The organism is Luteimonas yindakuii, assembly GCF_004803715.2.
Lineage (GTDB): Bacteria > Pseudomonadota > Gammaproteobacteria > Xanthomonadales > Xanthomonadaceae > Luteimonas > Luteimonas yindakuii.
The window spans coordinates 2,988,185-3,012,955 of the sequence record NZ_CP039383.2 but is presented as its reverse complement, the minus strand read 5'-3'; the positions used below and the strand labels follow the sequence as shown (position 1 = coordinate 3,012,955).

Annotated in this window: 23 protein-coding genes and 1 tRNA gene; 4 read left to right on the top strand and 20 right to left on the bottom strand. The window is 70.6% G+C overall.

Translation table 11 applies throughout. The annotated features are described in order from the left end of the window. Nucleotides 1-216 precede the first annotated feature (216 nt). The 5 genes from panE to E5843_RS13925 form a co-directional block, all read right to left on the bottom strand. Complete coding sequence (gene panE / locus E5843_RS13945) at nt 217-1,152, bottom strand: 2-dehydropantoate 2-reductase (protein ID WP_136411428.1); 936 nt, start codon at nt 1,150-1,152, stop codon at nt 217-219. A gap of 114 nt (nt 1,153-1,266) precedes the next feature. Next, nucleotides 1,267-1,776 (bottom strand): hypothetical protein, encoded by a 510-nt coding sequence (locus E5843_RS13940; protein WP_136411427.1) that lies wholly within the window; start codon nt 1,774-1,776, stop codon nt 1,267-1,269. A 43-nt stretch (nt 1,777-1,819) separates the two neighbouring features. Beyond that, nucleotides 1,820-2,206, bottom strand: coding sequence for a LysM peptidoglycan-binding domain-containing protein (locus tag E5843_RS13935; protein ID WP_136411426.1), 387 nt, complete (start codon nt 2,204-2,206; stop codon nt 1,820-1,822). Nucleotides 2,207-2,318: 112 nt separating this feature from the next. Next, nucleotides 2,319-3,137 (bottom strand): NADPH-dependent 7-cyano-7-deazaguanine reductase QueF, encoded by an 819-nt coding sequence (queF, locus tag E5843_RS13930; protein WP_141066103.1) that lies wholly within the window; start codon nt 3,135-3,137, stop codon nt 2,319-2,321. Between the two features lie 61 nt (nt 3,138-3,198). Further along, nucleotides 3,199-4,551, bottom strand: coding sequence for an amidohydrolase (locus tag E5843_RS13925; RefSeq protein WP_136411425.1), 1,353 nt, complete (start codon nt 4,549-4,551; stop codon nt 3,199-3,201). A 459-nt stretch (nt 4,552-5,010) separates the two neighbouring features. Between E5843_RS13925 and E5843_RS13920 the strand changes: the two genes are divergently transcribed. Continuing rightward, a complete protein-coding gene (locus tag E5843_RS13920) occupies nt 5,011-5,436 on the top strand; it encodes a DUF2231 domain-containing protein (protein WP_136411424.1) in 426 nt (141 codons plus the stop codon). Continuing rightward, nucleotides 5,433-6,830: a PQQ-dependent sugar dehydrogenase gene (locus E5843_RS13915; protein ID WP_141066102.1), complete on the top strand. Its 1,398-nt coding sequence runs from the start codon at nt 5,433-5,435 to the stop codon at nt 6,828-6,830. Before E5843_RS13920 ends, E5843_RS13915 begins: the two co-directional genes overlap by 4 nt. A gap of 85 nt (nt 6,831-6,915) precedes the next feature. Here E5843_RS13915 and E5843_RS13910 read toward each other — a convergent pair whose 3' ends face one another. From E5843_RS13910 to E5843_RS13895, 4 genes are read right to left on the bottom strand one after another with little or no spacing between them, the layout of a single operon-like run. Beyond that, nucleotides 6,916-7,521, bottom strand: coding sequence for a DUF2894 domain-containing protein (locus tag E5843_RS13910; protein WP_136411423.1), 606 nt, complete (start codon nt 7,519-7,521; stop codon nt 6,916-6,918). Beyond that, complete coding sequence (locus E5843_RS13905) at nt 7,511-8,152, bottom strand: OmpA family protein (RefSeq protein ID WP_136411422.1); 642 nt, start codon at nt 8,150-8,152, stop codon at nt 7,511-7,513. The genes E5843_RS13910 and E5843_RS13905 overlap by 11 nt, the downstream gene beginning before the upstream one ends. After that, the gene (locus tag E5843_RS13900; protein ID WP_141066101.1) at nt 8,149-10,236 is read right to left on the bottom strand and encodes a DUF802 domain-containing protein; all 2,088 of its coding nucleotides are present in this window, start codon (nt 10,234-10,236) and stop codon (nt 8,149-8,151) included. The genes E5843_RS13905 and E5843_RS13900 overlap by 4 nt, the downstream gene beginning before the upstream one ends. Then, nucleotides 10,233-10,904 carry a DUF3348 family protein gene (locus E5843_RS13895; protein WP_136411421.1) on the bottom strand — a complete coding sequence of 224 codons (672 nt, stop codon included), beginning with the start codon at nt 10,902-10,904 and terminating at the stop codon, nt 10,233-10,235. The genes E5843_RS13900 and E5843_RS13895 overlap by 4 nt, the downstream gene beginning before the upstream one ends. Before the next feature lie 134 nt (nt 10,905-11,038). Here E5843_RS13895 and E5843_RS13890 point away from each other — a divergent pair, with 134 nt between their 5' ends. After that, the gene (locus tag E5843_RS13890; protein ID WP_136411420.1) at nt 11,039-11,932 is read left to right on the top strand and encodes a fructose bisphosphate aldolase; all 894 of its coding nucleotides are present in this window, start codon (nt 11,039-11,041) and stop codon (nt 11,930-11,932) included. A 63-nt stretch (nt 11,933-11,995) separates the two neighbouring features. Here the strand turns inward: E5843_RS13890 and E5843_RS13885 are convergent, their stop codons facing one another. From E5843_RS13885 to galE, 10 genes are all read right to left on the bottom strand, one after another. Next, nucleotides 11,996-12,388 carry an acyl-CoA thioesterase gene (locus tag E5843_RS13885; RefSeq protein ID WP_134674493.1) on the bottom strand — a complete coding sequence of 131 codons (393 nt, stop codon included), beginning with the start codon at nt 12,386-12,388 and terminating at the stop codon, nt 11,996-11,998. A gap of 231 nt (nt 12,389-12,619) precedes the next feature. Next, nucleotides 12,620-14,695 carry an alpha/beta hydrolase family protein gene (locus tag E5843_RS13880; RefSeq protein ID WP_136411418.1) on the bottom strand — a complete coding sequence of 692 codons (2,076 nt, stop codon included), beginning with the start codon at nt 14,693-14,695 and terminating at the stop codon, nt 12,620-12,622. Nucleotides 14,696-14,759: 64 nt separating this feature from the next. Beyond that, a complete protein-coding gene (gene scpC / locus E5843_RS13875; RefSeq protein WP_136411417.1) occupies nt 14,760-16,274 on the bottom strand; it encodes a succinyl-CoA:acetate CoA-transferase ScpC in 1,515 nt (504 codons plus the stop codon). A gap of 69 nt (nt 16,275-16,343) precedes the next feature. Continuing rightward, nucleotides 16,344-16,625, bottom strand: a complete 282-nt coding sequence (locus E5843_RS13870) for a hypothetical protein (RefSeq protein WP_136411416.1) — start codon at nt 16,623-16,625, stop codon at nt 16,344-16,346. Between the two features lie 4 nt (nt 16,626-16,629). Then, entirely contained in the window at nt 16,630-17,943 is a 1,314-nt protein-coding gene (zapE, locus tag E5843_RS13865; RefSeq protein WP_244240796.1) for a cell division protein ZapE, read from the bottom strand. 49 nt (nt 17,944-17,992) lie between these two features. Continuing rightward, complete coding sequence (locus E5843_RS13855; RefSeq protein WP_136411415.1) at nt 17,993-18,667, bottom strand: alpha/beta hydrolase; 675 nt, start codon at nt 18,665-18,667, stop codon at nt 17,993-17,995. A 281-nt stretch (nt 18,668-18,948) separates the two neighbouring features. After that, nucleotides 18,949-20,691 carry an ExeM/NucH family extracellular endonuclease gene (locus E5843_RS13850; RefSeq protein WP_136411414.1) on the bottom strand — a complete coding sequence of 581 codons (1,743 nt, stop codon included), beginning with the start codon at nt 20,689-20,691 and terminating at the stop codon, nt 18,949-18,951. A 75-nt stretch (nt 20,692-20,766) separates the two neighbouring features. Beyond that, nucleotides 20,767-21,282, bottom strand: coding sequence for a c-type cytochrome (locus tag E5843_RS13845; RefSeq protein ID WP_134674487.1), 516 nt, complete (start codon nt 21,280-21,282; stop codon nt 20,767-20,769). Between the two features lie 117 nt (nt 21,283-21,399). Further along, nucleotides 21,400-21,476, bottom strand: a tRNA-Arg gene (locus tag E5843_RS13840). Nucleotides 21,477-21,541: 65 nt separating this feature from the next. Further along, nucleotides 21,542-22,522: a UDP-glucose 4-epimerase GalE gene (gene galE / locus E5843_RS13835; RefSeq protein WP_136411413.1), complete on the bottom strand. Its 981-nt coding sequence runs from the start codon at nt 22,520-22,522 to the stop codon at nt 21,542-21,544. A gap of 426 nt (nt 22,523-22,948) precedes the next feature. Here galE and ubiA point away from each other — a divergent pair, with 426 nt between their 5' ends. Beyond that, complete coding sequence (gene ubiA / locus E5843_RS13830) at nt 22,949-23,848, top strand: 4-hydroxybenzoate octaprenyltransferase (protein ID WP_136411412.1); 900 nt, start codon at nt 22,949-22,951, stop codon at nt 23,846-23,848. 141 nt (nt 23,849-23,989) lie between these two features. On the opposite strand, the gene E5843_RS13825 is transcribed toward ubiA, so the two are convergent. Then, a complete protein-coding gene (locus tag E5843_RS13825) occupies nt 23,990-24,727 on the bottom strand; it encodes a ComF family protein (RefSeq protein WP_141066100.1) in 738 nt (245 codons plus the stop codon). Nucleotides 24,728-24,771: the final 44 nt, after the last annotated feature.

Here is a 24,771-nt window from a genome sequence, read left to right as displayed (position 1 = left end):
GGAACACGGGCCGCCATCTGAGCAGTGGGGACATCTGCCGGGCCGGGGCGTTTTCTTCTTCGATGCGTGCCTGTGCACATGGTGCAGGCGTGCCGATCCCTTCCGGGATGGTCGCTGGTCTGCCTTCAGTGGCGCACGCGCCCCGGACACGCCGGCGGCGGCGTGCCTGTCTTCGTGCCAGTTCCTGCTTGAAGCACGGACACCCGAAGCGACCGCTCAGCCGGTGCGCAGCGCCTCGTACGCCTGCAGGTGGCAGTAGGCCGCGGCCAGCAGCGGGGCCGTTTCACCGGCCGCCCGCACACGCGCGAGCATGTCGCCGACGATATGCGCGGCCTCCACCCTTCGGCCCGCCTCCAGGTCATGCAGCATCGACGCCTTCAGCGGCGAACCGGCCCGGGTCAGCTGCCCCAGCGCGGTGGCGCGCGCGCTGTCGGGCACCGGATGCCCGGCGGCCGCGGCGGCGGCGAGGGTTTCGGCATACAGCGCGGTGATGACTCCCGCACCCTCGTCGGTGGCGACGATGCCGCCGACGCTCGCGCGCATCAGGCAGGTGGCGGCGGCAAGGGTCGCGAGGAAGGTGAACTTGATCCACTGCTCGCGGGCGATGTCGTCGGCATGCAGGTGGTCGATGCCGGCCTGTGCGCAGGCCTGCGCGAATGCGGCGCAGCGCGCGCCGGGCGCGCCGTTGCGTTCGCCGAAGGTGATCGACGCGGCGCTGCCATGGTGGACGATGCTGCCGTTATCGGCCTTGCTGACGCTGATGAAACACAGGCCGCCGATGACCTGCCCGGCGCCGAAGCGGGCATCCAGCAGCGGGTAGTGGCGCAGGCCGTTGAGGATCGGCAGCACCGCGGTGCCGGGACCTATGGCCGGGGCGATCGCGTCCATGGCGCTGTCGAGGTCATAGGCCTTGCAGCTCAGCACGGCGAGGTCGTATGGCGCCTGCGCGACCGCATCGGCCAGGGCATCGGCGGTGAGGCAGCGCACCGGCAGGCTGGCGTCGCCGAGCGGGCTGCGCAGGCGCAGGCCATCGGCGGAAAGCGCGGCAGCGCGCGCCGGTCGCACCAGGAAGGTCACGTCCACGCCGGCCTGTGCGAGCCGGCCACCGAAATAGCCGCCGGTTCCACCGGCGCCGAGCACCAGGATGCGCATGTCATCGGTCCTGCCGTCTGGGGCGTTCCATGGTAGCCGCGTGGCCTACGCACAAAAGACAACGGGCGCGGCGGAAGCCGCGCCCGTCGGGCCATCACGTATGCCAGTGAGCTGCTACTGCACGGTGAACTGCTGGCTCTGCACCACGTTGCCGTCCATCGAGATCTCGACGGTGTAGGTGCCGGCCGGCCAGTCTTCCTGGTTGTTGATGCGGAAGTTGGTCACGCCCGGGCCGCTGAGCTCGAGACGCTGGCTGGTCTCGTCGACCAGCTGGCCGTCCTGGAACGTCCAGCGCGCACGCACGTCGGTGGCGGTCGGGGTATCGGCACGGGTGACGACCGAGGCGACGATGGTGCGGTCACTGCGGGCGAAGGTCGTCTTCGGCTCCGCCACGCGCTCGTTGCCGGTGGCCGCCGTGCCCAGCACCACTTCGCTGACCATCGCGGCCTGCGTCGGCTGGGCGGTGACCGGGTTGGCTGGCTGTGCCACCGGGTCGGCGGGGGCGGGCGCACTGGCCGGTGGCGTGGCGGTGGCCGGCTGGTCGCGCTTGCAGGCACCCAGAGTGGTGGCGCAGGCGATGGCGGCGGCAAGTGCGAGCAGGCGGTACTGGCGGGTTGCGGTCATGGTGGGTCCTCGTGCAGGGAAGGAGGGGGAATCCTGGGTCGGCTCAGTCGTCGCTGCGATCGCCGGAGCGCGGTGGGATGCGCAGCACCTGGCCGGGCTGGATCATGTCGGGGTCGTCGAGCAGGTCGCGATTGGCCTCGAAGATGTCCTTCCAGTGGTTGGCCGAGCCGTAGTACTGCTTGGAGATGCGCGAGAGGTTCTCCCCCTTGGCGACCGTGTGCGAACGCTCGTCGAGGACCGCTTCGGTGGACTCAACCGAGCTGCTGACCGAACCGAAGTCGGCGCCACGGGCCGGCTCCTCGGTGCTGTCGACGCTGCCGCGGACCCTGGAGAAGTCCGCGCCCGGGGTTGCGGGCGTCTGGGTGGCGGAGCCGCCGCGGCCTTTCAGCGAAAGCGAGGCCGGGTCGGGGGTCTTGCGGGTATCACTCATGCGGAAGGCTCCATCGCGGGGGTAACCGCCGCAGGCTCCCATGGCCTTTGTTAAGGCCGCATCGCGCCGGCGTGAAACACCGCGCGACCCCGAGAATTCGTCCCCGACCGGCTTACTGACGCAGTTCGCGGCGCGTCGGCGGTGCCGGATGCCCGGGCGTCGCCCGCCAGGGATTGATGTCCAGCCCGCCGCGGCGGGTGTAGCGCGCTTCCACCGACAACGCCGCCGGCTCGAGGCGCATCAGGTCGAGGAAGATGCCCTCCACGCACTGTTCGTGGAAGCCGGCGTGCTCGCGGTACGACACCAGGTAGCGCAGCAGGCCGGCCGGGTCGAGCCGCGGTCCGTGCCAGTCGATGCGCACGCTCGCCCAGTCGGGCTGGCCGGTGACCGGGCAGTTCGACTTCAGCAGTGCGGAGGCCAGCACCTCGCGCACAGGCGCGGTACCGGTTATGGCGAGATGCGTCGGGTTGGGCGGGCCGTAATCGTCGATGTCGACGTCGAGCAGATCGAGGTCTGTGGCCGCTTCGGCGGTGCCATCGAAGGGCGGCAGCCCGAAGGCGACGTCGACCGGTGCGCCCACCACGGTGGAGAGGTCGGCGGCGATGCGGGCCCGCACCGTGTCGGCGCTGTCGTGGCGGGTGCCGTTGAGCGAGTTCAGATAGAGCTTGAGCGACTTCGATTCCACCAGGTTCGGCGAATCAGCCGGCACCGACAGGGTGGCGGTGGCCACCGCCGGTTTGCCGCGGCCATCGAGCCAGCCCAGTTCGTAGGCGTGCCAACGGTCGACGCCGGTGAACGGCAGGGTCGCGTCGACGGCGATGCCCAGCGTGGCACGCGACGGTGCACGCGGGATGGCGAACAGCAGTGACGGGTCGTACTGCGCGGGATAGGCGACGCTGCGCCCGAGGCTGGAATCGTGCGGGGAAGTCATGCGCACATTCTAGGTGGCGCTGGCCGCACGCCCGCGGAACGGCGTGCGGCGCGGCATGGGGTCAGCCGGCGCGTTTGCGGTTGCGATCGCCATCGCCGTCGCCGTCGCCGTCGAGATAATCCAGCGTCGCCTGCAGCATCGCCCGCAGGCCGAGGTCGAGCGCGGACTCGTCGACGTCGAACTTGGGCGAATGGTTGCTGGGCGCGCTGGCGGCGTCGGCGCCGACCGTGGTCGCGCCGACGAAGAAGAACAGCCCCGGCACCTCCTGCGCGTACAGCGAGAAATCCTCCGCGCCCATCACCAGCGGCATCTCCACCACATTGGCGGCACCGGCGGCGGCTTCCAGGCTCGGGCGCATCCGCGCGGTCAGGGCCTCGTTGTTGAAGGTCACCGGGTTGCCTTCTTCGGCCGGGATCTGCGCCTCCACCGTGGCGCCATTGGCGGCGGCCACGTGCTCGGCCACCGAAGCCAGGCGCCGGAAGACATCCGCGCGCATGGCCTCGTCGAAGGTGCGGATGGTGCCGACCAGTTCCACCGAGTCCGGGATGATGTTGTAGCGGATGCCGCCATTGATCGCGCCGAAGGTGAGCACCACCGGCTGCCTGCTGATGTCCATCTGCCGGCTGACGATCGCCTGCGACTGGTTGACGATCTGCGCGGCGGCGAGGATGGGGTCGACCCCGCCCCAGGGCCGCGAGCCGTGGGTCTGGCGGCCGATCACCTTCATGCCGAAGCGGTCCGACGCCGCCATCGTCGGCCCGGCGCGCACGCCGATGGTGTCGGCGTTGAGCGTGCTGAAGACATGCAGGCCGAACACCGCGTCGGGCTTGAAGCCGGCGAACACGCCTTCCTCCAGCATCAGCCGGGCACCGCCTTCCTCACCCTCCGGCGCGCCTTCCTCCGCCGGCTGGAACACGAACAGCACCTCGCCCGCCAGCTGCTCGCGCATGCCCACCAGCGCCTCGGCCACGCCCATCAGGATCGCGGTGTGCGCATCGTGGCCGCAGGCGTGCATCACCCCGGTGCTCTGGCCGCGATAGGTGTCGGTGGCGGTCGAGGCGAACGGCAGCCCGGTGGCCTCGGTCACCGGCAGCGCGTCCATGTCGGCGCGCAGTGCCAGCCGCGGCCCGGGGCGGCCGCCCTTGAGCACGGCGGTCACGCCGTGGTGGGCGATGCCGGTGCGCGGCTCCAGGCCCAGGCTGCGCAGATGGTCGGCGACCTTCGCGGCGGTGCGCGTCTCGCGGTTGGACAGTTCCGGGTGCTGGTGGATGTCGCGTCGCCAGTCCACGACCTTTTCCTGCAGCGTGGTCGCCGCCCGGGTGACCTCGGCGCGCTGGGCGTCGGCGGCACTGGCGATGGTGGCGGGGAGGACGAAACAGTAGGCGAGCAGCAGCGTGACGGCGCGACGTGGCATGGCGGTTCCCCGGATGGCCCAGGACCCGGATCGTAGCGCGCTCACCGTCGCGCAGGCGCCGCGGTGCGTCTGCATCGCCCCGGCGGGAGTCAGGTCGACCAGCGAGTGGCGGGGCGGTGTGCCCGCGCCGCCTTCAGGGCGGGTCCTTGCGACCCAGCAGGATGCGGACCAGCGCGTACAGCGCGCCGATGCCGATTCCGAGTCCGATCCACTGCAGCAGGGTCATGCGTATCTCCCGGGCACGGAGGGGCCCGCCAGCATAGTCCAGCGCACCAGCGCCGCCGGCACTCACGTGTCCCGCACCGTCGATCCCCATAAAGTGGGTAGCCGGAAACCCCGTTCGCCAAGGCCCGCATCGGCACACACTGTGCACGCCATGCTCAGAATGTGACGGTTAACATGTTCCTGCTGCGGTTTCTGCCGCCATTTGTGCTGTCCGTCCGCTTCCGGAGACCTGTCATGACCCCTTCCCGATCCCGTCGCTACGCGTACGCGATCCATCCATTGCATGCCGTCATGCTGGCTGGCGCGCTGGCGCTGTTCCTCGGTGCCGCACTGAGCGACTTCGCCTATTTCCGCAGCTACGAGATCCAGTGGCAGAACTTCGCCTCCTGGCTGATCGTCAGCGGCCTGGTGTTTTCGGCCGTCGCCCTGCTGTTCTCGCTGTTCGACCTGCGTGGCGCGGTGCGCACACGTGGCGCCGTCATCTACGCGCTGGTCGTGGTGGCGATGTGGGTGGTCGGCTTCTTCAACGCGCTGATGCATGCGCGTGACGCCTGGGCAAGCATGCCGGGCGGGCTGGTGATGTCGTTGATCGTGGTCGTACTGGCGCTGGTCGCGACCTTCATGGGGTTCAGCACCGCGCGCACGGGAGAACTGAAATGAGCCGTACTTCCCTCACCCTCGCCGCGGCGCTGGCCGTGTCGCTGGCCGCCTGCAACCCGGCGCCGGAGCCGACGCTGCAGTACGGCTCCGACGTCAACCTCCCGCAGCCCAAGCGCGGCCTGCTGCCGCAGATGGTGATCGCCAGCCCCGACACCTGGGGCGACCAGCTTCCGGCCGTGCCGGATGGTTTCGAGGTGCGCGCCATCGCCACCGATCTCGGCATCCCGCGCCAGACCCTGGTGCTGCCCAACGGCGACATCCTCGTGGCCGAGGGCCGTGGCGGCAACGCACCCAAGCTCAAGCCCAAGGACGTCATCGCCGGGCCGATCAAGGCCGCGGGCACCACCTCGGTCAAGAGCGGCAACCGCCTGACCCTGCTGCGCGATGCCGATGGTGACGGCGAGTACGAGCTCAAGACGGTGTTCGCCGAGAACCTCAACGCGCCGTACGGCCTCGCCCTGATCGGCAACAACCTGTACGTGGCGAACCAGGACGCGGTGGTGCGGTTCGACTACCAGCCCGGCCAGACCCAGGCCAGTGGCGAGCCGGAACTGCTCACCCTGCTGCCGTCCGACATCAACCATCACTGGACCAAGGCGATGACCGCCAGTGCCGATGGCCGCTTCCTGTATGTCGGCATCGGTTCGAACTCCAACATCACCGAGCGCGGCATGACCGCCGAGGAAAACCGGGCGATGGTGTGGGAGATCGACGCCGCGACCGGCATGCACCGCGAGTACGCGACCGGTCTGCGCAATCCCACCGCGCTTGCGATCGAGCCGACCACCAGCCAGCTGTGGGCGGTGGTCAACGAGCGTGACGAGATCGGTCCGGACCTGGTGCCCGATTACCTGACCTCGGTGCAGGACGGCGGCTTCTACGGCTGGCCGTGGGCGTACTGGGACGGGCAGGTGGATGACCGCGTGCGTCCGCAGAATCCGGACAAGGTCGCCGCGACGATCACGCCCGACTACAGCATCGGTGCGCACGTCGCGTCGCTGGGCGTGGACTTCTCGTCGCCGGTGATGGGTCCGGAGTTCGCTGAAGGTGCCTTCGTCGGCATGCACGGCAGCTGGAACCGTTCCGAGCCGGTCGGCTACAAGGTCGTGTTCGTGCGCTTCCAGAACGGTCGCCCGGTCGGCCAGCCGATCGACTTCGCCACCAACTTCCGTGACGACGACGGCACCACCCGCGGCCGCCCGGTCGGCGTGACGGTGGACCCGCGTGGCGCGGTGATCATCGCCGACGACCTGGCCAACATCATCTGGCGCGTCTCGCGCGTCGGTGGCCCGGCGGTGACGCCGCCGCCGGTGACGACCCCGGGCGATGCCGTGCCGGCCGACGCGACCGCGCCGGCCACCGACGCGGCACCGGCGGACACCGCCGCGCAGTAACTGCCACCAGCAGCGTCTGTTCCGAAAGCGCGGGAGGCCTGGCCTCCCGCGTTTTTTTATGCCGGCGAACGGCGGGCTGCCAGCGCTACTTGCGCTTTGCCCGCGACGCGCGCGCGCGTTTCTTCGCCGGTGGCGCGGCGGCGTTGGCAGGCCGCAGGGTGTCGGCGGCGGGCATCTGCTCCACGGCCGACAGCACGTCGAGGTAGGCCATCAGGTGGTGCAGGTAGCCGGGCGACGCGTCGCGCATCAGGGTGAGCGCGCGGTGCACGAGGTTGGCCGAATTCAACGGCCCGGCATCGGTGGTGGCCGGTGCCAGGGCCTCGCGCGTCTGTCCTTCGATGCGCAGCTGTGCCCACAGCGCCCGCAGCGGCTGCAGCGCCGGCAGGGCCGGATAGGCGGCGCGGGATGGAACGCCATCGACCGCATGCGCATCGCGCCAGCGGGCTTCCTGTTCGAGCGTGGCCAGCAGCGGGCCGAACATCGCGGTGGATGCCGCGTCCGCGCTTGGCCGATGGCCGCAACACGCGCGTTCGACGGGAGTGGCTTCCAGCGCCAGGAGCCGCTGCGCGAGGGCGTCGCGCAGTGCATCGTCCGCGCCTTCCATGCGACGACGCAGCGCGTCGATGTGTCCGCGGCGCAGCGCGTCAACAGGCCGGAGTCCGGCGATGCCGGCGGGTGCGTCAGCCGCCATGGGCCGCCGACTGCTGGCGCGGCACCGGCGCCATCTCCACCCGGCGGTTGCGCGCACGTCCCGCCTCGTCGGTGTTCGGCGCCACCGGTTGTTCGGCACCGAAGGCGGCGGCGAACACCGACGCGGCCGGCACGCCATGCTCGACCAGCGCGCGGGTCACGGTGAGCGCGCGCTGTGCCGACAGTTCCCAGTTGTCGGCGAACTGGCGGTTGCTGCCGCGGATCTGCCGGTCATCGGTGAAGCCGCTGACCATCAGGATCTCGTCGCGCGTGCCGAGATAGCCCGACAGCGGACCGGCCAGCGTCGCCAGCAGGTCCACGCCCTCGGGTTGCAGGCGGTCGGAGTTGAGCGCGAACAGCACGCTGCCGCGGATGCCGATGCGGCCATCGACCAGGGTGATGCGCCCGGCCGCCAGCGGCGCCGCGAGCGCGTCCTCCAGTGCCTGGCGTCGCTGCTCCTCCGCTTGGCGCTGTTCGATCTCCTGCTGCAGCTGCACTTCAAGGTGCAGCTGTACGCCGATCACGCCGACCAGGATCAGCACGAACACGCCCAGCAGCACCGACATCAGGTCGCCGAACGCGGCCCAGACCGGTGCCCCGGCGCCGTCGTCGACCTCGACTTCCAGGCTCATGCGTCGACCCGGTCGCGTACGCGGGGCAGCTGTCGCAGCTCCTCGATGATCTGCTTCTGCGCCAGCACGCTGAGGTCGACCACTTCGCGCGCCTGCGCAACGTAGTAGGCGAGCTGTTCGTCGCTGCGGGTGGCGGTGGCGTCGAGCGTGGCGCCGATGCCGTCGAGCCGCTCCAGCAGCCGTTCGTTGCTGGCACCGAACAGTTCCACCGCACCGGCAAACGCCTCGCCAAGGCTGGCGACTTCGGCCGCACCCACGCCGACGCGGGTGGCGGCGTCGTCGAGCTTGCCGGTCTCGCCTTCGACCTGTGCAACGAAGCGATCGCCCACCCGCTCCAGCAGGCCGGCACTGGTGGACACCAGCGCGTCGATCGCCTCGCGCTGCTGCACGGAGGCATGGTTGACCGCGTCGAGCAGGGTGGCCAGCGTGTCCATCAGCTGGGTGCGCTCGGCGAGCAGCTCGGTGTCGCGGACCATGCTGTCGGACAGCTTCTGCCGCAGTTCCGCCACCACTTCCGCGGCTGCGCGCGGGGCTTCCGATGCCACCTGCACCAGGGTGGCAATTTCGGCGATGGTGGCACTGGCATGCGCCTGCGCCTGCTCGCCGATCTGCTGCGCGGTGCGTGCGAGCGCGTCGCAGATCGCCTGCTGGCGTTGCGCGGCCTCATCGCCGATGCGTGCCCAGTCCGCGCGCAACGCGGTGCCGATTGCGCTGAACTCGCGGGTCCATGTCGCCAGGCGTTGTTCGTCGCCACTGGCGAGCGCGTCCTGCAGGCGCGCGTGCGAGGCCGCGATGTCGTCCAGCAACGTCTGTGCCCTGCTGGCGAGCCCGTCGCCGGCGGCCACCAGCGCGGCCTGCTGCTGGGCGACGAGTTGCGCGTGCTGCGCCTGCTGGCGTTCGAGTGCGGCGTCCCATGCGCTGCCGATGCGTGCGGCGGTCCCGTCCAGTTGCGTGGCGACCGCATCGACCAGCGTGGCGGCGTGCTCGGTGAACCGCGTGCCGACCTGGTCCATGCGATCGCGGGTGGTCGCCGCCAGCGCTGCCTGGGCCTCGCGCTGCTGCTCGAGCGCCTGCCGCCACAACGTGGCCATGGCGTGGCCGTTGGCTTCGACGCCGGCCGACAGTGCCTGCAGCTGGCTGTCGACCGCGGCGGCGACGGTCTGGTGCAGGCGCGTGGTCTCGCGCGTCACCGCTTCCATCGTCGTCGCCACCACCGGCTGCAATGCGTCGCCGAAGGCGCGTGCGCTGTCGCTGGCGCTGCGCTGCAGCGACTGTTCGACCGAGGCGGCGAGGCGTTCGTAGGCCGCGGCGGTGCCGGCGTGGAAGCTGTCCTGCTGCGCGGTCTGGTGCGCATGCGCGGCCTGCGCCTGGCGGTCCAGCGCGGCCATCATGTCCTGCAGGCGCTCCACCAGCGCCGGCATCACGGTGGACTGCGCGCGCATCAGTTGCAGGGTTTCGTCGCGCTGTTGTGCCGGCGAGTGCAGGCGCAGGGTGGTGGCGATCGCACTGTCGAGGCGCCGCACCACGGCCGCGCGTTCGCTGCGGCACAGCGCCGACAGCAGGCCCAGCATCGACGAGGCGGCGACACCGGCGATCGAGGTGCCGAATGCGACACCCAGGCCCTCGACCGGGGCGGCCAGCGAGTCGCGCACCGCCTGCAGGTCGCTCGCGGTCTGCAACGCCATCCCGGTGCCGCGCAGGGTCAGCAGCATGCCGAGCAGGGTGCCGAGCATGCCCAGCAGCACCAGCATCCCGACCAGGTACGGCGTCAGCGACGGCACCGGCAGCGGTACCCGGCCTTCCTCCACGCGCAGGCGCACCACGCCACGCAGGGCGGCATCGACCTGCTCCAGCCAGTCCGCCAGCACCGCGGGCGGTTCGGCCAGCCCGTCGAGCGCGCGGTCCAGCGTCGCGGTGGCCTGGCGGTAGCGGTGCAGTTCGAGGGCGCCGACCAGGTACAGCGCAGCGATCAGCAGGGTGACCGCCAGCGCCAGCGTATGGCTGCCGAGATAGCCGGCGCCGATCCAGCCGATGGCCAGCAGGCCGGTGGCGAACACCGGCCAATGGATGAGATGTCTGTTCATGCGTCCACGGAAGAAGGGCGAAGCGCGGCGACCAGCGCATCGACGGGTTGGAAGCGGAGGTCGAGTTCGGCCAGCAGCACCTGCCGGGCGTCCTCGCGGAACGGGCGGTACCAGCCATCGGCCTGGGCCGTTGCGCCGTCGCTGCGCTGCAGGCGTTCGCAGTGCGCGGCCAGCAATGCGGGCACCGGCGCCAGCAACGCATGCTCGCGCGGGCTGAGCACGCCTTCGAGCACCGCGTCGACCGCCGCCAGCCGGGCCTGAAGCGGCGACTGCCGTGCCAGGCGGTCGCGCAGCTGTCCGCGCAGGCGCCCGGTCGCCGCCTGCATCGCGCGCTGCAGCGACTGGCAATGGCGCAGCACCGCGGCAGCGGCGGCGTCGCTGCCGGCATCGGCCGCGGGCCAGCCACGCTCGGCGGTGATCGATTGCACGAGCTCCTCGCGCACGTGCGCGCAGGTGTCGGCGTCCACATCGGACCCGGCGTCGTCGTCCACCGCGGCAGGGCCATCCAGCGCACGCGACAGGGCGACCGCACGCGGCCAGTCCAGCCATTCCCCGAGCCGGGCCGCCGGCGCCTGCGGTGGCGGCATCGGCGTGGCCCCCGCGATCCGCGCCAGCAGGCGGGGCAGGGTGGAGGCTGGAACGGGTGCCCGGAGCTGGGCTTGCTGCATGCGACTGGCCAAAAGACGGCCATTTTACAGTGCCGGCGGGGTGCGCCGGGCCCGTGGCGCCTGAAGCGTTCCTACCCGCGGGGTATCATCACCGGTCGCAGGACCCCCCTTTCACCACAGGACAGGACATCGACGTGGCAGTGAATCAGCAGCAACTCGACAGGATCGCCTCGGGCAAGGGCTTCATCGCCGCGCTGGACCAGAGCGGCGGCAGCACGCCCAAGGCGCTGAAGCTCTACGGCATCGACGAATCGGCGTGGTCCGACGAGGCCGGGATGTACGACCTGGTGCACCAGATGCGCACCCGCATCGTCACCAGCCCGGCATTCACCGGTGAGCGCATCCTCGGCGCCATCCTGTTCGAGCGCACCCTCGACGCCAGCTTCGCCGGCCAGGACGCCGCCAGCTTCCTGTGGAACGAGAAGCAGGTCGTGCCGTTCCTGAAGATCGACAAGGGCCTGGAAGACGAGGCCAACGGCGTGCAGCTGATGAAGCCGATCCCCGGCCTTGCCGAGCTGCTGGCCAAGGCCAGGGCCAAGGGCGTGTTCGGCACCAAGGAGCGTTCGGTCATCAAGGCCAACAACGCCGCCGGCATCGCCGCGGTGCTCGACCAGCAGTTCGAACTCGGCCAGCAGGTGCTCGACGCCGGGCTGGTGCCGATCATCGAGCCGGAAGTCGACATCAAGGCCGCCGACAAGGAAGCCATCGAGGTCGAGCTGAAGAAGGGCCTGCTCGAGCGGCTGGACCGCATCGATGCGAAGACGCCGGTGATCCTCAAGCTCACCCTGCCGAGCGTGGACGGCTACTTCCAGGAGCTGGTGGACCATCCGGCCGTGCTGAAGGTGGTGGCGCTGTCGGGCGGCTACAGCCGCGACGACGCCAACGCAAAGCTGGCGAAGAATCCGGGCGTGGTCGCGAGCTTCAGCCGCGCGCTGACCGAAGGCCTGAGCGCGCAGCACAGCGACGCGGACTTCAACCAGGCACTCGACGCCTCGATCGAGTCGATCCATCGCGCATCGATCGCCTGATCCCTGGCGCGATGCGGTGAGCAGGGCCGGCAGCGATGCCGGCCCTGCCGTTTGTCCAAATGGTCATGCCAGAGGCGGCACCTGCGTGGGACGGCCGCGCGCATCCAGCGCGATCATCACGAAGTGTCCGCAGGTGCACAGTTCGCGCTCGCCGGTCAGCAGGTCCTCGGCCACCAGCTTCACTTCCACCTTCATCGAGGTGCGGCCCACCTCGACCACGCGGGCGATCGTCTCCACCAGCTGGCCCTGGCGGATCGGCAGCTTGAAGTCGACCTGGTCGGAACGCGCGGTGACCACCGTGCGCCGCGCGTAGCGCGATGCCGCGATAAAGGCCGCCTTGTCCATCCACGCAAGCGCGGTGCCGCCGAACAGCGTGCCCATGTGGTTGGTGTGGTCGGGGAACACGATCTCCAGCAGCCGGGCTTCGGTGGTGGGGGCGTCGTCGATCGGTGCCATGTCATGCCTCTGTCGTGGAAGAGTGCGCAGCGATCGCCTGCGATCCGCGTAAGCCGCAGCCTGCCATGCGTACGGCCTGCGCACCGTGGACGACAGGATCCCAAGGCGATGTAGCGTCATCGCCTTGAGCGTGCGACGTGGAGATCGCGGATGCGCTTCGCCTATCCGGGCTACCGCGACGCGTGCCCGTAGCCCGGATAAGGCCGAAGACCGCATCCGGGGCCGGACCCCTTACTTCCGCACGTCCTGGGTATGCGACCCGAGCGCCTCGGCCAGCCCCGGCACGCCATCCGCGCCGGTCGGTACGGTGATGCTGGAGCCGGTGAAGTCGTTGCCGATCGGCTGTGCACGGCCGCCCAGGCACTGCGACAGGAAGCCTTCGGCCACCGCGTTGAAGGCCTTGTTGTTCTCCGGCCGCGCGAAGCCGTGGCCCTCGTCGGGGAACAGCACATAGGTGACCGGGATGTCCTTGGCGGTCATCGCGTTGACGATCTGGTCGCTCTCGTCCTGCTTCACCCGCGGATCGTTGGCGCCCTGGCCGATCAGCAGTGGTTTGCTGATCGCATCCACCCGCGACAGCGGCGAACGTTCGGTCAGCCACGCCTTGCCTGTCTCGGTTTCCGGGTCGCCCATGCGCCGCACCAGCTGCTGGTAGAAGCTGGCCCAGTACGGCGGCACGGTTGAGAGGAGGGTGTTGAGGTTGGCCGGGCCGACGATGTCGACGCCGCAGGCGAAGGTGTCCGGGGTGAAGGTCAGGCCGACCAGGGTGGCGTAGCCGCCGTAGCTGCCGCCCATGATCGCCACCCTGTCCTCGGTGGTGACGCCTTCGGCCACCGCCCACTGCACGGCGTCGATCAGGTCGTCGTGCATCTTCGCCGCCCACTCGCCGTCGCCGGCGTTGGTGAACTCCTTGCCGAAGCCGGTCGAGCCACGGAAATTGACCGACAGCACCGCGTAGCCGCGGTTGGCCAGCCACTGGTCGTAGCTGCTGTAGCCGTAGACATCGCGCGCCCACGGCCCGCCGTGCACGAGCAGCACCATCGGCACCGGCTGGTCGGCCTTGCCGTCGTTGTCGGCGTCGGTGTGCGCCGGCAGGGTGAGATAGCTCACCAGCGTCTTGCCGTCGCGCGAGGTCAGCTCCTGCGGCCACATCGGCACCAGCGGCTGCCCGGCCAGCGCCGGCCGGCCGGAGAACAGATGGGTCAGCTTGCCGCCGTTGGCGCGGTCGTAGCGGTAGTACTCGAGCGGGGATTCCGCGGCCGAGTAGGCGACGATCCAGGTGCGGTCGTCGAGCGTGCGGGTGTTGATCGAGGCCTCGCCGGGGCCGATCGCCGCCAGCCGGTCGAGGTCGGCGCGGATGCTGTCGTCGAGCACCGCCCACTCCTCGCGCAGGTAGTTCACCGACACCGCCTGCACCTCGCCGGTACGCGGGTCCATCAGGCCACCGCCGAAGTCGGCGCGCGGGTCGGCGTGCAGCAGGGTGCGCGCGCCGCTGGCGGCATCGATCGCGAACAGCGCCGATGTGTCGCGGTCACGGGAATCGCGCATGTACAGCGTGCGGCCGTCCTTGGTCAGCCCGGCGAGACCGGTGGTCATGCCGTCCTCGAACGGGATCAGGTCGTGCTCCTGCCAGCCCTCGCCGTCGCGGCGCAGCACGTCGACGCCGCCATCCGGTCGCGAGCGCGAGGCGAAGCGCAGGTTGTAGTCGGCATCGGCGACGTACTCGGCGATCGATGCATCGTTGCGCTCCACAAGCGTGCGCTCGCCGCTGGCGAGGTCGACCCGGTAGAGGTCGTGCCAGGCGGGATCGCGGTCGTTCATGCCCACCAGGATGGTGTCGGGGTGGCGGTCGCTCACGCCCACCACCTGCGCGGTGGTCTTCTCGAACGGGGTGAGGTCGCGGCCCTCGCCGCTGGAGATGTCGACGGCGTAGAGGTGGAAGTCCTCGTCGCCGCCGGCATCGCGCAGGTACAGCAGCACGCCGGGCTGGTGGGACCAGAAGTAGTTGCGGATGCCGCGCCCGGTGTCCCTGGTGACCGCACGCGCGTCGGCCGGGTTGTCGGCCGGGGCCACCCAGACGTTGAGGGTGCCGTCCACCGGTGCCACCCAGCTCAGCGTCGCGCCGTCGGGGCTCAGCTGCACGTTGGCGCGCTCGGGATTGCCGAACAGCGCATCGCGCGGGATCAGCGCGACGCCGTCGATCGAAGTGGCGGCCACCGGCGTGGTGCCGGTGCGCGGGTCGCCCGATGCCGCCGCACCGGTGGACAGCGCGAGAGTGATGGCGGACGCAAGCAGGATGCGATGCATGGACGATTCCCCGGGGTTGGAATCGCGAGCATACGGCGAGCGCGGCGCGTCCGCGCGGGCGGCCTCAGCCGCGCATGCTGCCGGTGTCGAGGTAGCGCTGGTGCCACGACAGCGCCTCGCCCAGCAGGTGCGGGGTGTGGCGGCCGGCGCTGCCGGCGAGTGCGCGGTCGAAGTAGTCCTGCAGCGCATCGCGGTAGTCGGGATGCGCGCAGTTGGCGATCACCGCACGCGCGCGCTGCTTGGGCGACATGCCACGCAGGTCGGCCAGGCCCTGTTCGGTCACGATGACGTCGACGTCGTGTTCGTTGTGGTCGACATGGCTGACCATCGGCACGATCGTGGAGATCGCCCCGCCCTTGGCCGTGCTCGGGGTGACGAAGCAGGACAGGAAGCCGTTGCGGGCGAAATCGCCGGAGCCGCCGATGCCATTGATGATCGTCGAGCCGGCGACATGGGTGGAATTGACGTTGCCGTAGATGTCGGCCTCGACCATGCCGTTCATCGCGATGCAGCCCAGCCGGCGCACCAGTTCGGCGTGGTTGGACATCTCCTGCGGGCGCAGCACGATGCGCTCGCGGAACAGGTCGATGTTGGCGACGAAGCGCTCCACCGCCGGCGGGCTCAGCGACAGCGCGGTGGCCGAGGCCATGGTGATCACGCCGGACTCGATGAGGTCGAGCATGCCGTCCTGGATGACCTCGGTGAACGCGGTCAGTCCGCTGAAGCCGCCGTCCTGCAGGCCGGCCAGCACCGCGTTGGCGATGTTGCCCACGCCAGACTGCAGCGGCAGCAGCTGTTCCGACAGCCGCCCGGCGCGGATCTCGTGGCGGAAGAACTCCACCAGGTTGGCGGCGATCGCTTTCGAGGTTTCATCGGGCGGCGCGAAACTGCCGAGGCGGTCGGGCGCATTGGTCTCGACCACCGCGACGATCCTGTCCGGGTCGACGCGCAGGTAGGGCTCGCCGATGCGGTCGCCCGGCTGCAGCAGCGGGATGGGCCTGCGCGCCGGCGGCAGCGCGGTGCCGTAGTAGATGTCGTGCATGCCGTCGAGGCCGAGTGGCTGGCGGTGGTTGACCTCGACGATGACCTTGTCGGCCAGGTCCAGCCAGGTCTTGTTGTTGCCCACCGAGGTCGACGGGATCAGCCGGCCGTCGGGCAGGATGCCGGCGACCTCGATCACCGCGACGTCGATCGGGCCGAGGAAGCCGAACCAGGCGTACTGGGCGACGTGGCCGAGATGGATGTCCATGTACTCGATCTCGCCGCGGTTGATGCGCGCACGCAGTTCGGGATCGGACTGGTAGGGCAGGCGGAAGTCGATGCCGCCGGCACGCGCCAGCGCGCCATCGAGTTCCGGCGCGGTGGAGGCACCGGTCAGCACGCGCAGCGCGAACGGCTCGCCGCGTTCGCGCGCCGCTTCCATCCGTGCCGCCAGCGCCTGCGGCACCGCCTTGGGGTAGCCCGCGCCGGTGAAGCCGCTCATCCCGACGGCCATGCCCGGCTGGATCCATTCGGCGGCCTGGGCCGCATCGACACGGCGTGCGGCGAGTCCTGGATGGGCGATTCGGGGGTGCGTCATCGGGCGGCTCCTGCAATTGCGATCAGCCGCACCATCCTAGCGCCACGGTCCGCGTGCGACTTTGCGCAGTCAGGCGTCGCCGCCCCCGTGCAGGCCGCCGGTGAACAGCAGGACGATGATCCCGGCCACCGCCGCCAGCTGCAGCAGCACCGGCGAGCCGGCCATCAGCAGCACGCCACACAGCAGCACCCCGACCGACAGCTGCGCACGTGCGCGAGGCGTACGCCAGCTGCGGTGACGCGGGCGCAGCCACGGCGACACCGCGCTGCCCGGGCGTGCATGGGTGACAAGCACGCCAAGGCCCCAGGCAAAGATGCCGAGCCCGAGCAGCGACGACAGCAGGTCGATCACGCGTTCAGCCCCGGTGTTCGCTTGCCAGGTATTCGGCGCTGCGCATCTCGATCAGCCGCGACGCGGTGCGCTCGAAGGTCGCCGCCAGGCGCTCGCCGGTGTAGAGCAGCGGCGGCTCCGCGGCCGCGGTGCAGACCAGGTTGACGTGGCGGTCGTAGAACTCGTCGACCATCGTCACGAAACGGCGGGCGGCATCGTCGCGGCTGCCGTCGAACACCGGCACGCCGCCGACCAGCACGGTGTGGAACTCGCGCGCGACCTCGATGTAGTCGCTGGCGCCGCGCGGACCCTCGCAGATCGCGTCGAAGTCGAACCACGCCAGCCCCGGGTCGCGCCCGCGCACGGCGATGCGGCGGCCGTCGATGACGATGCCGCCGTCGCGATGGCGGTCGCTGCCACCCAGTGCATGCCAGCGCGCGGCGAGCCACGCGTCCGCCTCGCCATCCAGCGGCGTGCGGTACACCGGCGATCGGGTCAGCGCGCGCAGCCGGTAGTCGGTGTCGCTGACCATCTCGCGCACATGACAGTGCTGGTCGAGCAGCGCGATCGCCGGCAGGAAGCGCGCGCGCTGCAGGCCGTCGCGATAGAGGCCGGCGGGTTCGATGTTGGACGTGGTCACCAGCACGATGCCTTCGGCGAACATCCGCTCCAGCAGCCGCGCCAGCACCATCGCATCGCCGATGTCGGTGACGAAGAACTCGTCGAGCACCAGCACGCGCAGGCCTTTCGCGCGCCAGCCGCGCACGATGGCCGCCAGCGGGTCGCGTTCACCATCCTGGGCGCGCAGTTCCTCGTGGACGCTGCGCATGAAGCGGTGGAAATGGGTGCGGCGTTTGCGGCCGAGGCGTGGGTCGTGGGTGGGTGCCGGCAGCGTCGCCACCCCTTCTCCCGCGAGCGGGAGAAGGGGCCCCGAAGGGGCGCATGAGGGCATTGCCGGGCCGCTGTCGCCCCCACCCCACCGTTCGCTCGGCGAACGGTCCCCCCCTCTCCCGCTGGGCGGGAGAGGGACGTCGGTCACACCTGCGGTGCGGAAGTTCTCCAGGGGCAGGCCGTCGGCGAACAGGTCGATCAGGAAGGTCTTGCCGCGTCCGACGCCGCCCCACAGGTACAGGCCGGGAATGGCGTCGGGCTGTGCGCGTCCGAACAGGCGCTGCAGCGCGCCGGTGCGCGCCGGCGGCTGCGACAGCGCGGCGTGCAGGCGGTCGAGCTCCGCCAGCACTGCACGTTGCGCGGGGTCGTCCTGCCAGTCGCCGTGCGCGACGCCAGCGGCATAGCGCTGCGATGGTGTTGCGGTCTCCGTCACTGCAGTGGCATCCATGCGCTGGCGTGGCCGGGCCCGCGGGGCACCGGCCGAGTGGCCGTGGACCTCATGACCCCGCGACCGGTGCGGGCAGGTGGGCGCGCACGCCGTGCTTGATCGCGCCGCGCAGGTCCATCAGCTTGCGGTGGAAGAAGTGGCTGGTGTCGGGCATGCGCACCAGTTCGGCCTCGGCGCCGGAGGTTTCCAGCCAGTCGTAGACGGCCTGCGGGTCGACGATCTCGTCGGCCTCGCCCTGCACCACCAGCCACGGGCACGCCGGCAGTTCGATGGCATCGAAGTCCCAGCGTCCGGCCGGCGGCGCGATGGAGATGAGCATGCCGGGTTCGAGCTCGGCCGCCATGCGCAGGCTGACATAGGCACCGAAGCTGAAACCGGCCAGCCACAGCGCGGCGTCCGGGCGCTGCGCGCGCACCCACGCCACCACCGCACGCAGGTCGTCCTGTTCACCGTTGCCGTGGTCGAACCCGCCTGCGGAGGCGCCGGTGCCGCGGAAGTTGAAGCGCACCGTGGTCGCGCCCAGTTCGCGCAGCGCACGTGCGGCGATCGTCACCACCTTGTTGTGCATGGTGCCGCCCTCGGTGGGCAGCGGATGGCAGACCACCGCGACCAGCGGGCGCGCGGGTACGTCGGCATCGGGCGGGTCCACCGCCACTTCCAGCGCGCCGGCCGGCCCGGCAAGGGTCAGGGTGGTCGATTCACTCGGGAAATCAGGGATATGCATGGCCGATATCTTACCGGCGTCGCCGTTGGCATCCCGTGCGTGGAGCGCGACGTGTACGCCGGGTTGGGGCCGACCACCCACGGAGGCATCCCGGATGCGCTTTGTCTATCCGGGCTACGGCGTCGGCGTGGGAGCCCCGTAGTCCGGACAAGGTGGCGGCCACATCCGGGAAGTCGCATCCGCGTCGCGGTAGTCCCTGGATGCGTTTTCGCTTATCCGCGCGACGGCATCGGCGTGACAGCGCAGGGACGATGCCGCCGGCCGGATCCGCGAACGCTGCCCTAGTGCGATTGCGACAGGTGGAAGCCCAGCAGCAGCGGGTCGTGGTCGGAACTGCGCCACGGCGTGCGTGCCGGATCGTTTCTGTAACCGAGCGAAGCAGGCTCGTCGGCATTGACGTGCCAGTGCGCGGCACCGGCCAGCCGTGCGGCCAGCGCCGGACTCAGCAGTGCATGGTCGAGCCGGCCGGCCTGGCCGTTGAACACATAGCTGTAGGGACGCTCGACCCCGGCCACCGCGAATGCGTCCTGCCAGCCGGCGTCATGCAGCACGCGCAGCGGATCCTCCTGCGCATAGGCATTGAGGTCGCCGACGATGGCGGTGAGTGCGCTGCCGGCACCGGTGGGGTCGGTGTCGAGCCACGCGTGCAGCGCACGCGCCGCTGCCGTCCGGGTGGCGTTCCAGCACGACTGCCCGTCGCCCTGGTCGGCAGCGGCACCACTGGCACTGCCGCAGCCCTTCGACTTGAAGTGGTTGGCGACCACCACCAGCGCCGGTCCGCCGGCGACCGGCACGAAGGCCTGGGCCAGCGGCGGGCGGCTGCCATGGGCGAAGGGCCCGTCCAGCAGCGCTGCGGGCCGGCCGTGCACGCGCACGCGGTCACCGCGATAGAGCATGCCGACCCGGATCGCATCCCCGCCGGCAATCGGCGCGTTGGCAACAAAGCGCCACGCGCCGGCCTCGGCGTTGAGTGCGGACACCAGCGCGGCCACCGCGGAATCCGCGCCGTCGCCGTCGTTCTCCAGTTCCATCAGCGCGACGATGTCGGCATCGAGTGCGTGGATGGTGGCGACGTGGCGTGCCAGCTGCACCTCGAATTCGGCCTGCGTGCGCGCGCCGCGCGGAGTCGGGAAGCCGCCGCCATGGCCGTCGCCATTGAACAGGTTCTCCAGGTTCAGCGCCGCCAGGCGCAGGCCGCCGGCGACGCGGGGTGGCTGCGGCCGCGGCGCGGCGTCGAGCTGCAGCGGTGCGGTGAGCTGCAGCCGCGGCTGGCCCCAGCGGATGTCGACGATGCCTTCCGTACCCGCCCCGATCCGGCTGCCGCTGCGCGGCGCCTGCGCCGGCAGGTACCAGACCTGTGCAGGAGATTCGGCGCTGGCATCGTCGAGCAGCAGGCTGCGACGCGCATTGTCGGCGGCCGCGACGCGCGCAGCCTCGCCGGGCGCGACCACTTCGGTGGGTGCGTGCAGACGACCCTCGAAACTCGCCAGCAACACGCCGCGGCGCTCGAGTTCGTGATGGCCGCTGATGGTCAGTGGCACGTCGATGCGCACGCGCATGCCCTCGTGCTGCGACCAGTCGTGGGGCGGCGCCTGCAGGCGCACCGCTGGCGGCAGCGGTGCATCGCCGAGGATGTCCACCACCTGCGGCACCAGTGCGGTGAGGGTGGGCCCGCCGTCATCACCGTGCTCGACCACCTCACCGCGGATGCGCACCCGCGTGCCGGCGCGCGGGCCGTCGACGCCCTCGAGCACGAACAGACCGTCGGCCGTGTGCGCGTCGCCATCACCCGCATCCTGCACGAACCAGCCGCCAAGCCCGGTGGAAAACGCACCGGTGACCACACCCTCGACCGTCACCACCGAGCCCTCCAGCGGACTGCGCGCGGCCCGGCCCTGCACCTCGCCGATCGCAACGACGCCAGCGGCGGACGGCGGCTTGGTCGAGGTGCCGGCACAGCCGGAGAGCACAAGCACCAGCGCGGCCAGGGCCGTGCGGTGGAACGGGGGGTGACGTTGGGACATCCGGAGGCTCCGGCAGATGGGACCAGAAACGCGAACGCCGCCTTGCGGCGGCGTCGGTCGTGCGTGTGACACGGCTTACTGCAGGTTTTCGATCATCCAGTCGACCGAGGCGACCACCTGCTCGTCGCTCAGCGCGGGGTTGCCGCCGCGCGCCGGCATCACGCCCGCGGCACCGGTGAAGCCCTCGATCGCATGGCGGTGCAGGGTGTCGGTGCCCTGGCCGAGGCGCGCCGTCCACTGCGCGCGCACCAGCGTGGGCGCGCCACCGGCGCCACTGGTGTGGCAGCCGGCGCAGAGGTTCTTGTAGATGACGGCGCCGTCGAGGGTGCCGCCATAGGCCACCTGCGAGGCCGCCTGGGCGGCCGCCGCGACCGACGCCGCGGCCTGTGCGGCAGCGCCGGTGGAGCCGGCGTAGACATCGGCGACCGGGGCGATGCGCTCGAGCCGCTGTCGCGTCACGCTCTCGGGCTCCTGCGCCGGGATCGTGCCGTGCAGCCACCACGCAAGTCCGATCAGGCCACCAGTGACCACGATCAGGAACAGGATCACCAAAGAGAATTTCTTCAGGAAATCGAGATCGTAATTGCGCACGCAGAATCCCTTGGCGCGTGGCCGCGGCCACAGCTAGCGGCGGAGTATAGGCCAATGCCCCCGCATGGCGACCGCGCGCAGGCGGTGCCGCGATGCGGCGTACGGCCCCCCTGAAGCTGGCGCGCCTGGAGGGATTCGAACCCCCGACCAATGGCTTCGGAAGCCACTACTCTATCCGGCTGAGCTACAGGCGCGTCGTCGGTATTCTCCACGAGAATGGCGATTCGTGCGAGCCCGATCGCTATCGCGCACCGTGCGCTTAGAACGCAGGGTCGCAATGCCAGCGCCACGCGCTGTCGATGATCGCGGCGAGATCGGTATGCCGCGGCGCCCAGCCCAGTACCTGCCGTGCGCGGTCGCTGGCGGCGACCAGCACCGCCGGATCACCGGCACGACGCGGCGCGATATCGAACGGCACCGGGCGTCCGCTGGCCGCTTCCGCCGCGGCGATCACCTCGCGTACCGAGAACCCGCGACCGTTGCCGAGGTTGAACGCATGCGCGCCGTCGTGGGCCTGCATGTAGTCGAGGGCCCGCCAGTGCGCCTGGGCGAGGTCGTCGACGTGGATGTAGTCGCGCACGCAGGTGCCGTCGGGCGTGGGCCAGTCGTCACCGAACACCCTGAGGCGGCTGCCGTCACCAAGCGCCGCACGCAGCACGTTGGGAATCAGGTGGGTTTCGGGCGAGTGGGCCTCGCCGATATCGCCGTCGGCGCTGGCCCCGGCGGCGTTGAAGTAGCGCAGCGTTACCGAACGCAGCCCGTACGCCTGTGCGGCGTCGGCCAGCACGCGCTCGACCATCAGCTTGCTGGCGCCGTAGGGATTGATCGGCGTCTTCGGGTGGTCCTCGTCGATCTGTGGCGAGACCGGTTCGCCGAACACCGCCGCGGTCGAGGAGAACACGATGCGGTCCACCCCATGGCGCTGCATCGCCTGCAGCAGGTTCAGCGTGCCGGTCACGTTGTTTTCGTAGTACGCCAGCGGCTGCTGCACCGATTCGCCGACCAGCGAACGCGCGCAGAAATGCATCACCGCCTCGAACGGCCCGCTCGCGAAGGCGGCGTCGAGCGAGGCCGGAGCGAGCAGGTCGGCCTCCACCAGCGGCCCGAAGCGCACCGCCTCGCGATGGCCGGTGGAGAGGTTGTCGAGCACCACCGGCTCCACCCCGTGCGCCGCCAGCCATTTCGCCATGTGGCTGCCGATGTAGCCGGCGCCGCCGCAGACGAGTACGCGGCGGGTCATCGCGCGGTGCTCCGGGCGGGGCGTTGGCCGGGCGCAGGACCAGTCGGCGGATACGGCATCGGGGGCATTCCTTGGCGCGAGGGCGCGTGCTGGGCGCCGGATTATGCCGCCGCGCTCTGGCGGGTTGGCGTGAGCATTCGCCGATGGCGCATGGGGTGCACACCACGGCAGACCGTGGCCCGGATAAGCGAAGCGCATCCGGGACCACCGTGACCGTGGCGCCCGGACCCGGCGCATCGAACCCGCCCCCGCGTGCGGTAGAGGGAGCCTCGAAGGGGCGGGTGAGGGGTGCTCCATGCCACGCCCCTACCGGCGCGTCGCGCCACCTTCCATCGCGCGCCAAACAGGGTCAGTGCGTCCGTGTCGCCGAAGTGGCCTGCGGTCCCGTCCGGGCCACGGTCAGCTGGGTGGCCGATAATGTCCGCGATGCACGATTACGAACGCCATTCCCCACCCGCCGCACCGCGCTGGCGCGAACGGTTGCGCCAGTACCTGGTCCTGATGCGTGCCGACCGCCCGATCGGCTGGTTGCTGCTGCTGTGGCCCACCTGGTGGGCGCTATGGCTGGCGGCCGATGGCCTGCCGCCGCTCTGGATCCTGTTCGTGTTCACCGCCGGCGTGTGGCTGACGCGCGGCGCGGGCTGCGTGGTCAACGACTACGCCGACCGCTGGCTGGATCCGCATGTGAAGCGCACCCGCGAGCGGCCGCTGGTCACCGGGCGCGTCTCCGGCCGCGAAGCGAAGCTGCTGTTCGCCGGCCTGATGCTGGTCGCGTTCGCGCTGGTGCTCACCCTCAACACGCTCACCATCGCGCTGAGCGTCATCGGCCTGCTGCTGGCGGCAACGTATCCGTATCTCAAGCGTCATACGCACTTGCCGCAGGTCTACCTCGGGCTGTCGTTCGGCTGGGGCATCCCGATGGCGTTTGCCGCGGTGCAGGGCAGCGTGCCGCCGGTCGCCTGGGTGCTGTACGCGGCCAACATCCTGTGGACCACGGCCTACGACACCTGGTACGCGATGGTCGACCGCGATGACGACATCCGCATCGGCTCGAAGTCCACCGCGATCCTGTTCGGCGAGCTCGACCTGGTCATCCAGGGTGTGTTGTACGCGCTGTTCTTCCTGGGCATGGCGCTGGTCGGTCGGCAAGCGGCACTGGGCGTCTGGTACTGGGCGGGACTTGGCGTCGCCGTGCTGCTGGTGGTCTGGGAATTCGTGCTGGTGCGCCATCGCGACCGTGACGCCTGCTTCCGCGCGTTCCTGCACAACCACTGGGTGGGCACGGCGATCTTTGCCGGCATCGCCGTGGACCTCGCATTGCACTGAGCAGGCGCCCGGTCGCCTCGGGCGGTGGTCATGCGGATACGGCCTTGTGCAGCGGCGTCGCCCGCGATCACCTGCCACTACTCACGCCTTTCCGTGTACAGGCGGTCCACAGCGAGCCTGACCGCAGCTGGCATCCAGGCCTCACGGCACCCGCGCGCACACCCATGCATCCACCCGCGCCACCCCGGCCCGGTGCAGTGCACGCGCCGCGGCATGCAGGGTCGCGCCGGTGGTCATGACGTCATCAACCAGAGCCACATGCGTCGGCACTGCCGCGCGCCCCTGCACCCGGAACGCCCCACGCACGTTGCGTCGCCGGGCCTCCGCATCGAGGCTCGACTGTGCCGCGGTGGCGCGCATGCGTACCAGCAGGTCGGTGCGCAGCGGCAGGTCCAGCGCACGCGCCAGCGGGCGTGCCAGTTCCAGCGCCTGGTCGTAGCCGCGCTGGCGCAGCCGCGCGGCATGCAGGGGCAGCGGCACCAGCATCTGTGGTCGCGGCGCGGCCGCACACGCCGGCAGCATCCATTGCGCCAGCAGTCGTCCACAGGCCAGATCGCGATGGAACTTGAACCGCGGCAGCAGCCGGTCGAGCGGGTGGCCGTAGAGGAAGCTCGCCTGCACGAAGCGCAGCGGCGGCGCGCGCTGCAGGCAGTCTCCGCACGAATCGCCGACCGCCTGCGCACCCATCAGCGGCAACGCACAACGCGCGCAGGCGGCCCCCAGCCACGGCAATCGCCCGGCGCAAGCGGCGCACAGGCCCGAGGCCTCGTCAGCCGCCTCGCGGCAGAGCGGGCAACGGGCGGGGTAGAGCAGGCGTCCCAGCCACGACCGCCAGCCGTCAACCTGGGCGAGGGCACTCCGGTTGACAGGCTCAGGCATGGTTTCCAGACTGCGGGGTCCGCCGCTGTGCGTCTGTCGGAAAA

Coding starts and splice junctions, on each gene's coding strand:
- panE (WP_136411428.1), bottom strand. CDS start 1,152: ATGCGCATCCTGGTGCTCGGCGCCGGTGGAACCGGCGGCTATTTCGGT.
- E5843_RS13940 (WP_136411427.1), bottom strand. CDS start 1,776: ATGACCGCAACCCGCCAGTACCGCCTGCTCGCACTTGCCGCCGCCATC.
- E5843_RS13935 (WP_136411426.1), bottom strand. CDS start 2,206: ATGAGTGATACCCGCAAGACCCCCGACCCGGCCTCGCTTTCGCTGAAA.
- queF (WP_141066103.1), bottom strand. CDS start 3,137: ATGACTTCCCCGCACGATTCCAGCCTCGGGCGCAGCGTCGCCTATCCC.
- E5843_RS13925 (WP_136411425.1), bottom strand. CDS start 4,551: ATGCCACGTCGCGCCGTCACGCTGCTGCTCGCCTACTGTTTCGTCCTC.
- E5843_RS13920 (WP_136411424.1), top strand. CDS start 5,011: ATGACCCCTTCCCGATCCCGTCGCTACGCGTACGCGATCCATCCATTG.
- E5843_RS13915 (WP_141066102.1), top strand. CDS start 5,433: ATGAGCCGTACTTCCCTCACCCTCGCCGCGGCGCTGGCCGTGTCGCTG.
- E5843_RS13910 (WP_136411423.1), bottom strand. CDS start 7,521: ATGGCGGCTGACGCACCCGCCGGCATCGCCGGACTCCGGCCTGTTGAC.
- E5843_RS13905 (WP_136411422.1), bottom strand. CDS start 8,152: ATGAGCCTGGAAGTCGAGGTCGACGACGGCGCCGGGGCACCGGTCTGG.
- E5843_RS13900 (WP_141066101.1), bottom strand. CDS start 10,236: ATGAACAGACATCTCATCCATTGGCCGGTGTTCGCCACCGGCCTGCTG.
- E5843_RS13895 (WP_136411421.1), bottom strand. CDS start 10,904: ATGCAGCAAGCCCAGCTCCGGGCACCCGTTCCAGCCTCCACCCTGCCC.
- E5843_RS13885 (WP_134674493.1), bottom strand. CDS start 12,388: ATGGCACCGATCGACGACGCCCCCACCACCGAAGCCCGGCTGCTGGAG.
- E5843_RS13880 (WP_136411418.1), bottom strand. CDS start 14,695: ATGCATCGCATCCTGCTTGCGTCCGCCATCACTCTCGCGCTGTCCACC.
- scpC (WP_136411417.1), bottom strand. CDS start 16,274: ATGACGCACCCCCGAATCGCCCATCCAGGACTCGCCGCACGCCGTGTC.
- zapE (WP_244240796.1), bottom strand. CDS start 17,943: ATGGATGCCACTGCAGTGACGGAGACCGCAACACCATCGCAGCGCTAT.
- E5843_RS13855 (WP_136411415.1), bottom strand. CDS start 18,667: ATGCATATCCCTGATTTCCCGAGTGAATCGACCACCCTGACCCTTGCC.
- E5843_RS13850 (WP_136411414.1), bottom strand. CDS start 20,691: ATGTCCCAACGTCACCCCCCGTTCCACCGCACGGCCCTGGCCGCGCTG.
- galE (WP_136411413.1), bottom strand. CDS start 22,522: ATGACCCGCCGCGTACTCGTCTGCGGCGGCGCCGGCTACATCGGCAGC.
- ubiA (WP_136411412.1), top strand. CDS start 22,949: ATGCACGATTACGAACGCCATTCCCCACCCGCCGCACCGCGCTGGCGC.
- E5843_RS13825 (WP_141066100.1), bottom strand. CDS start 24,727: ATGCCTGAGCCTGTCAACCGGAGTGCCCTCGCCCAGGTTGACGGCTGG.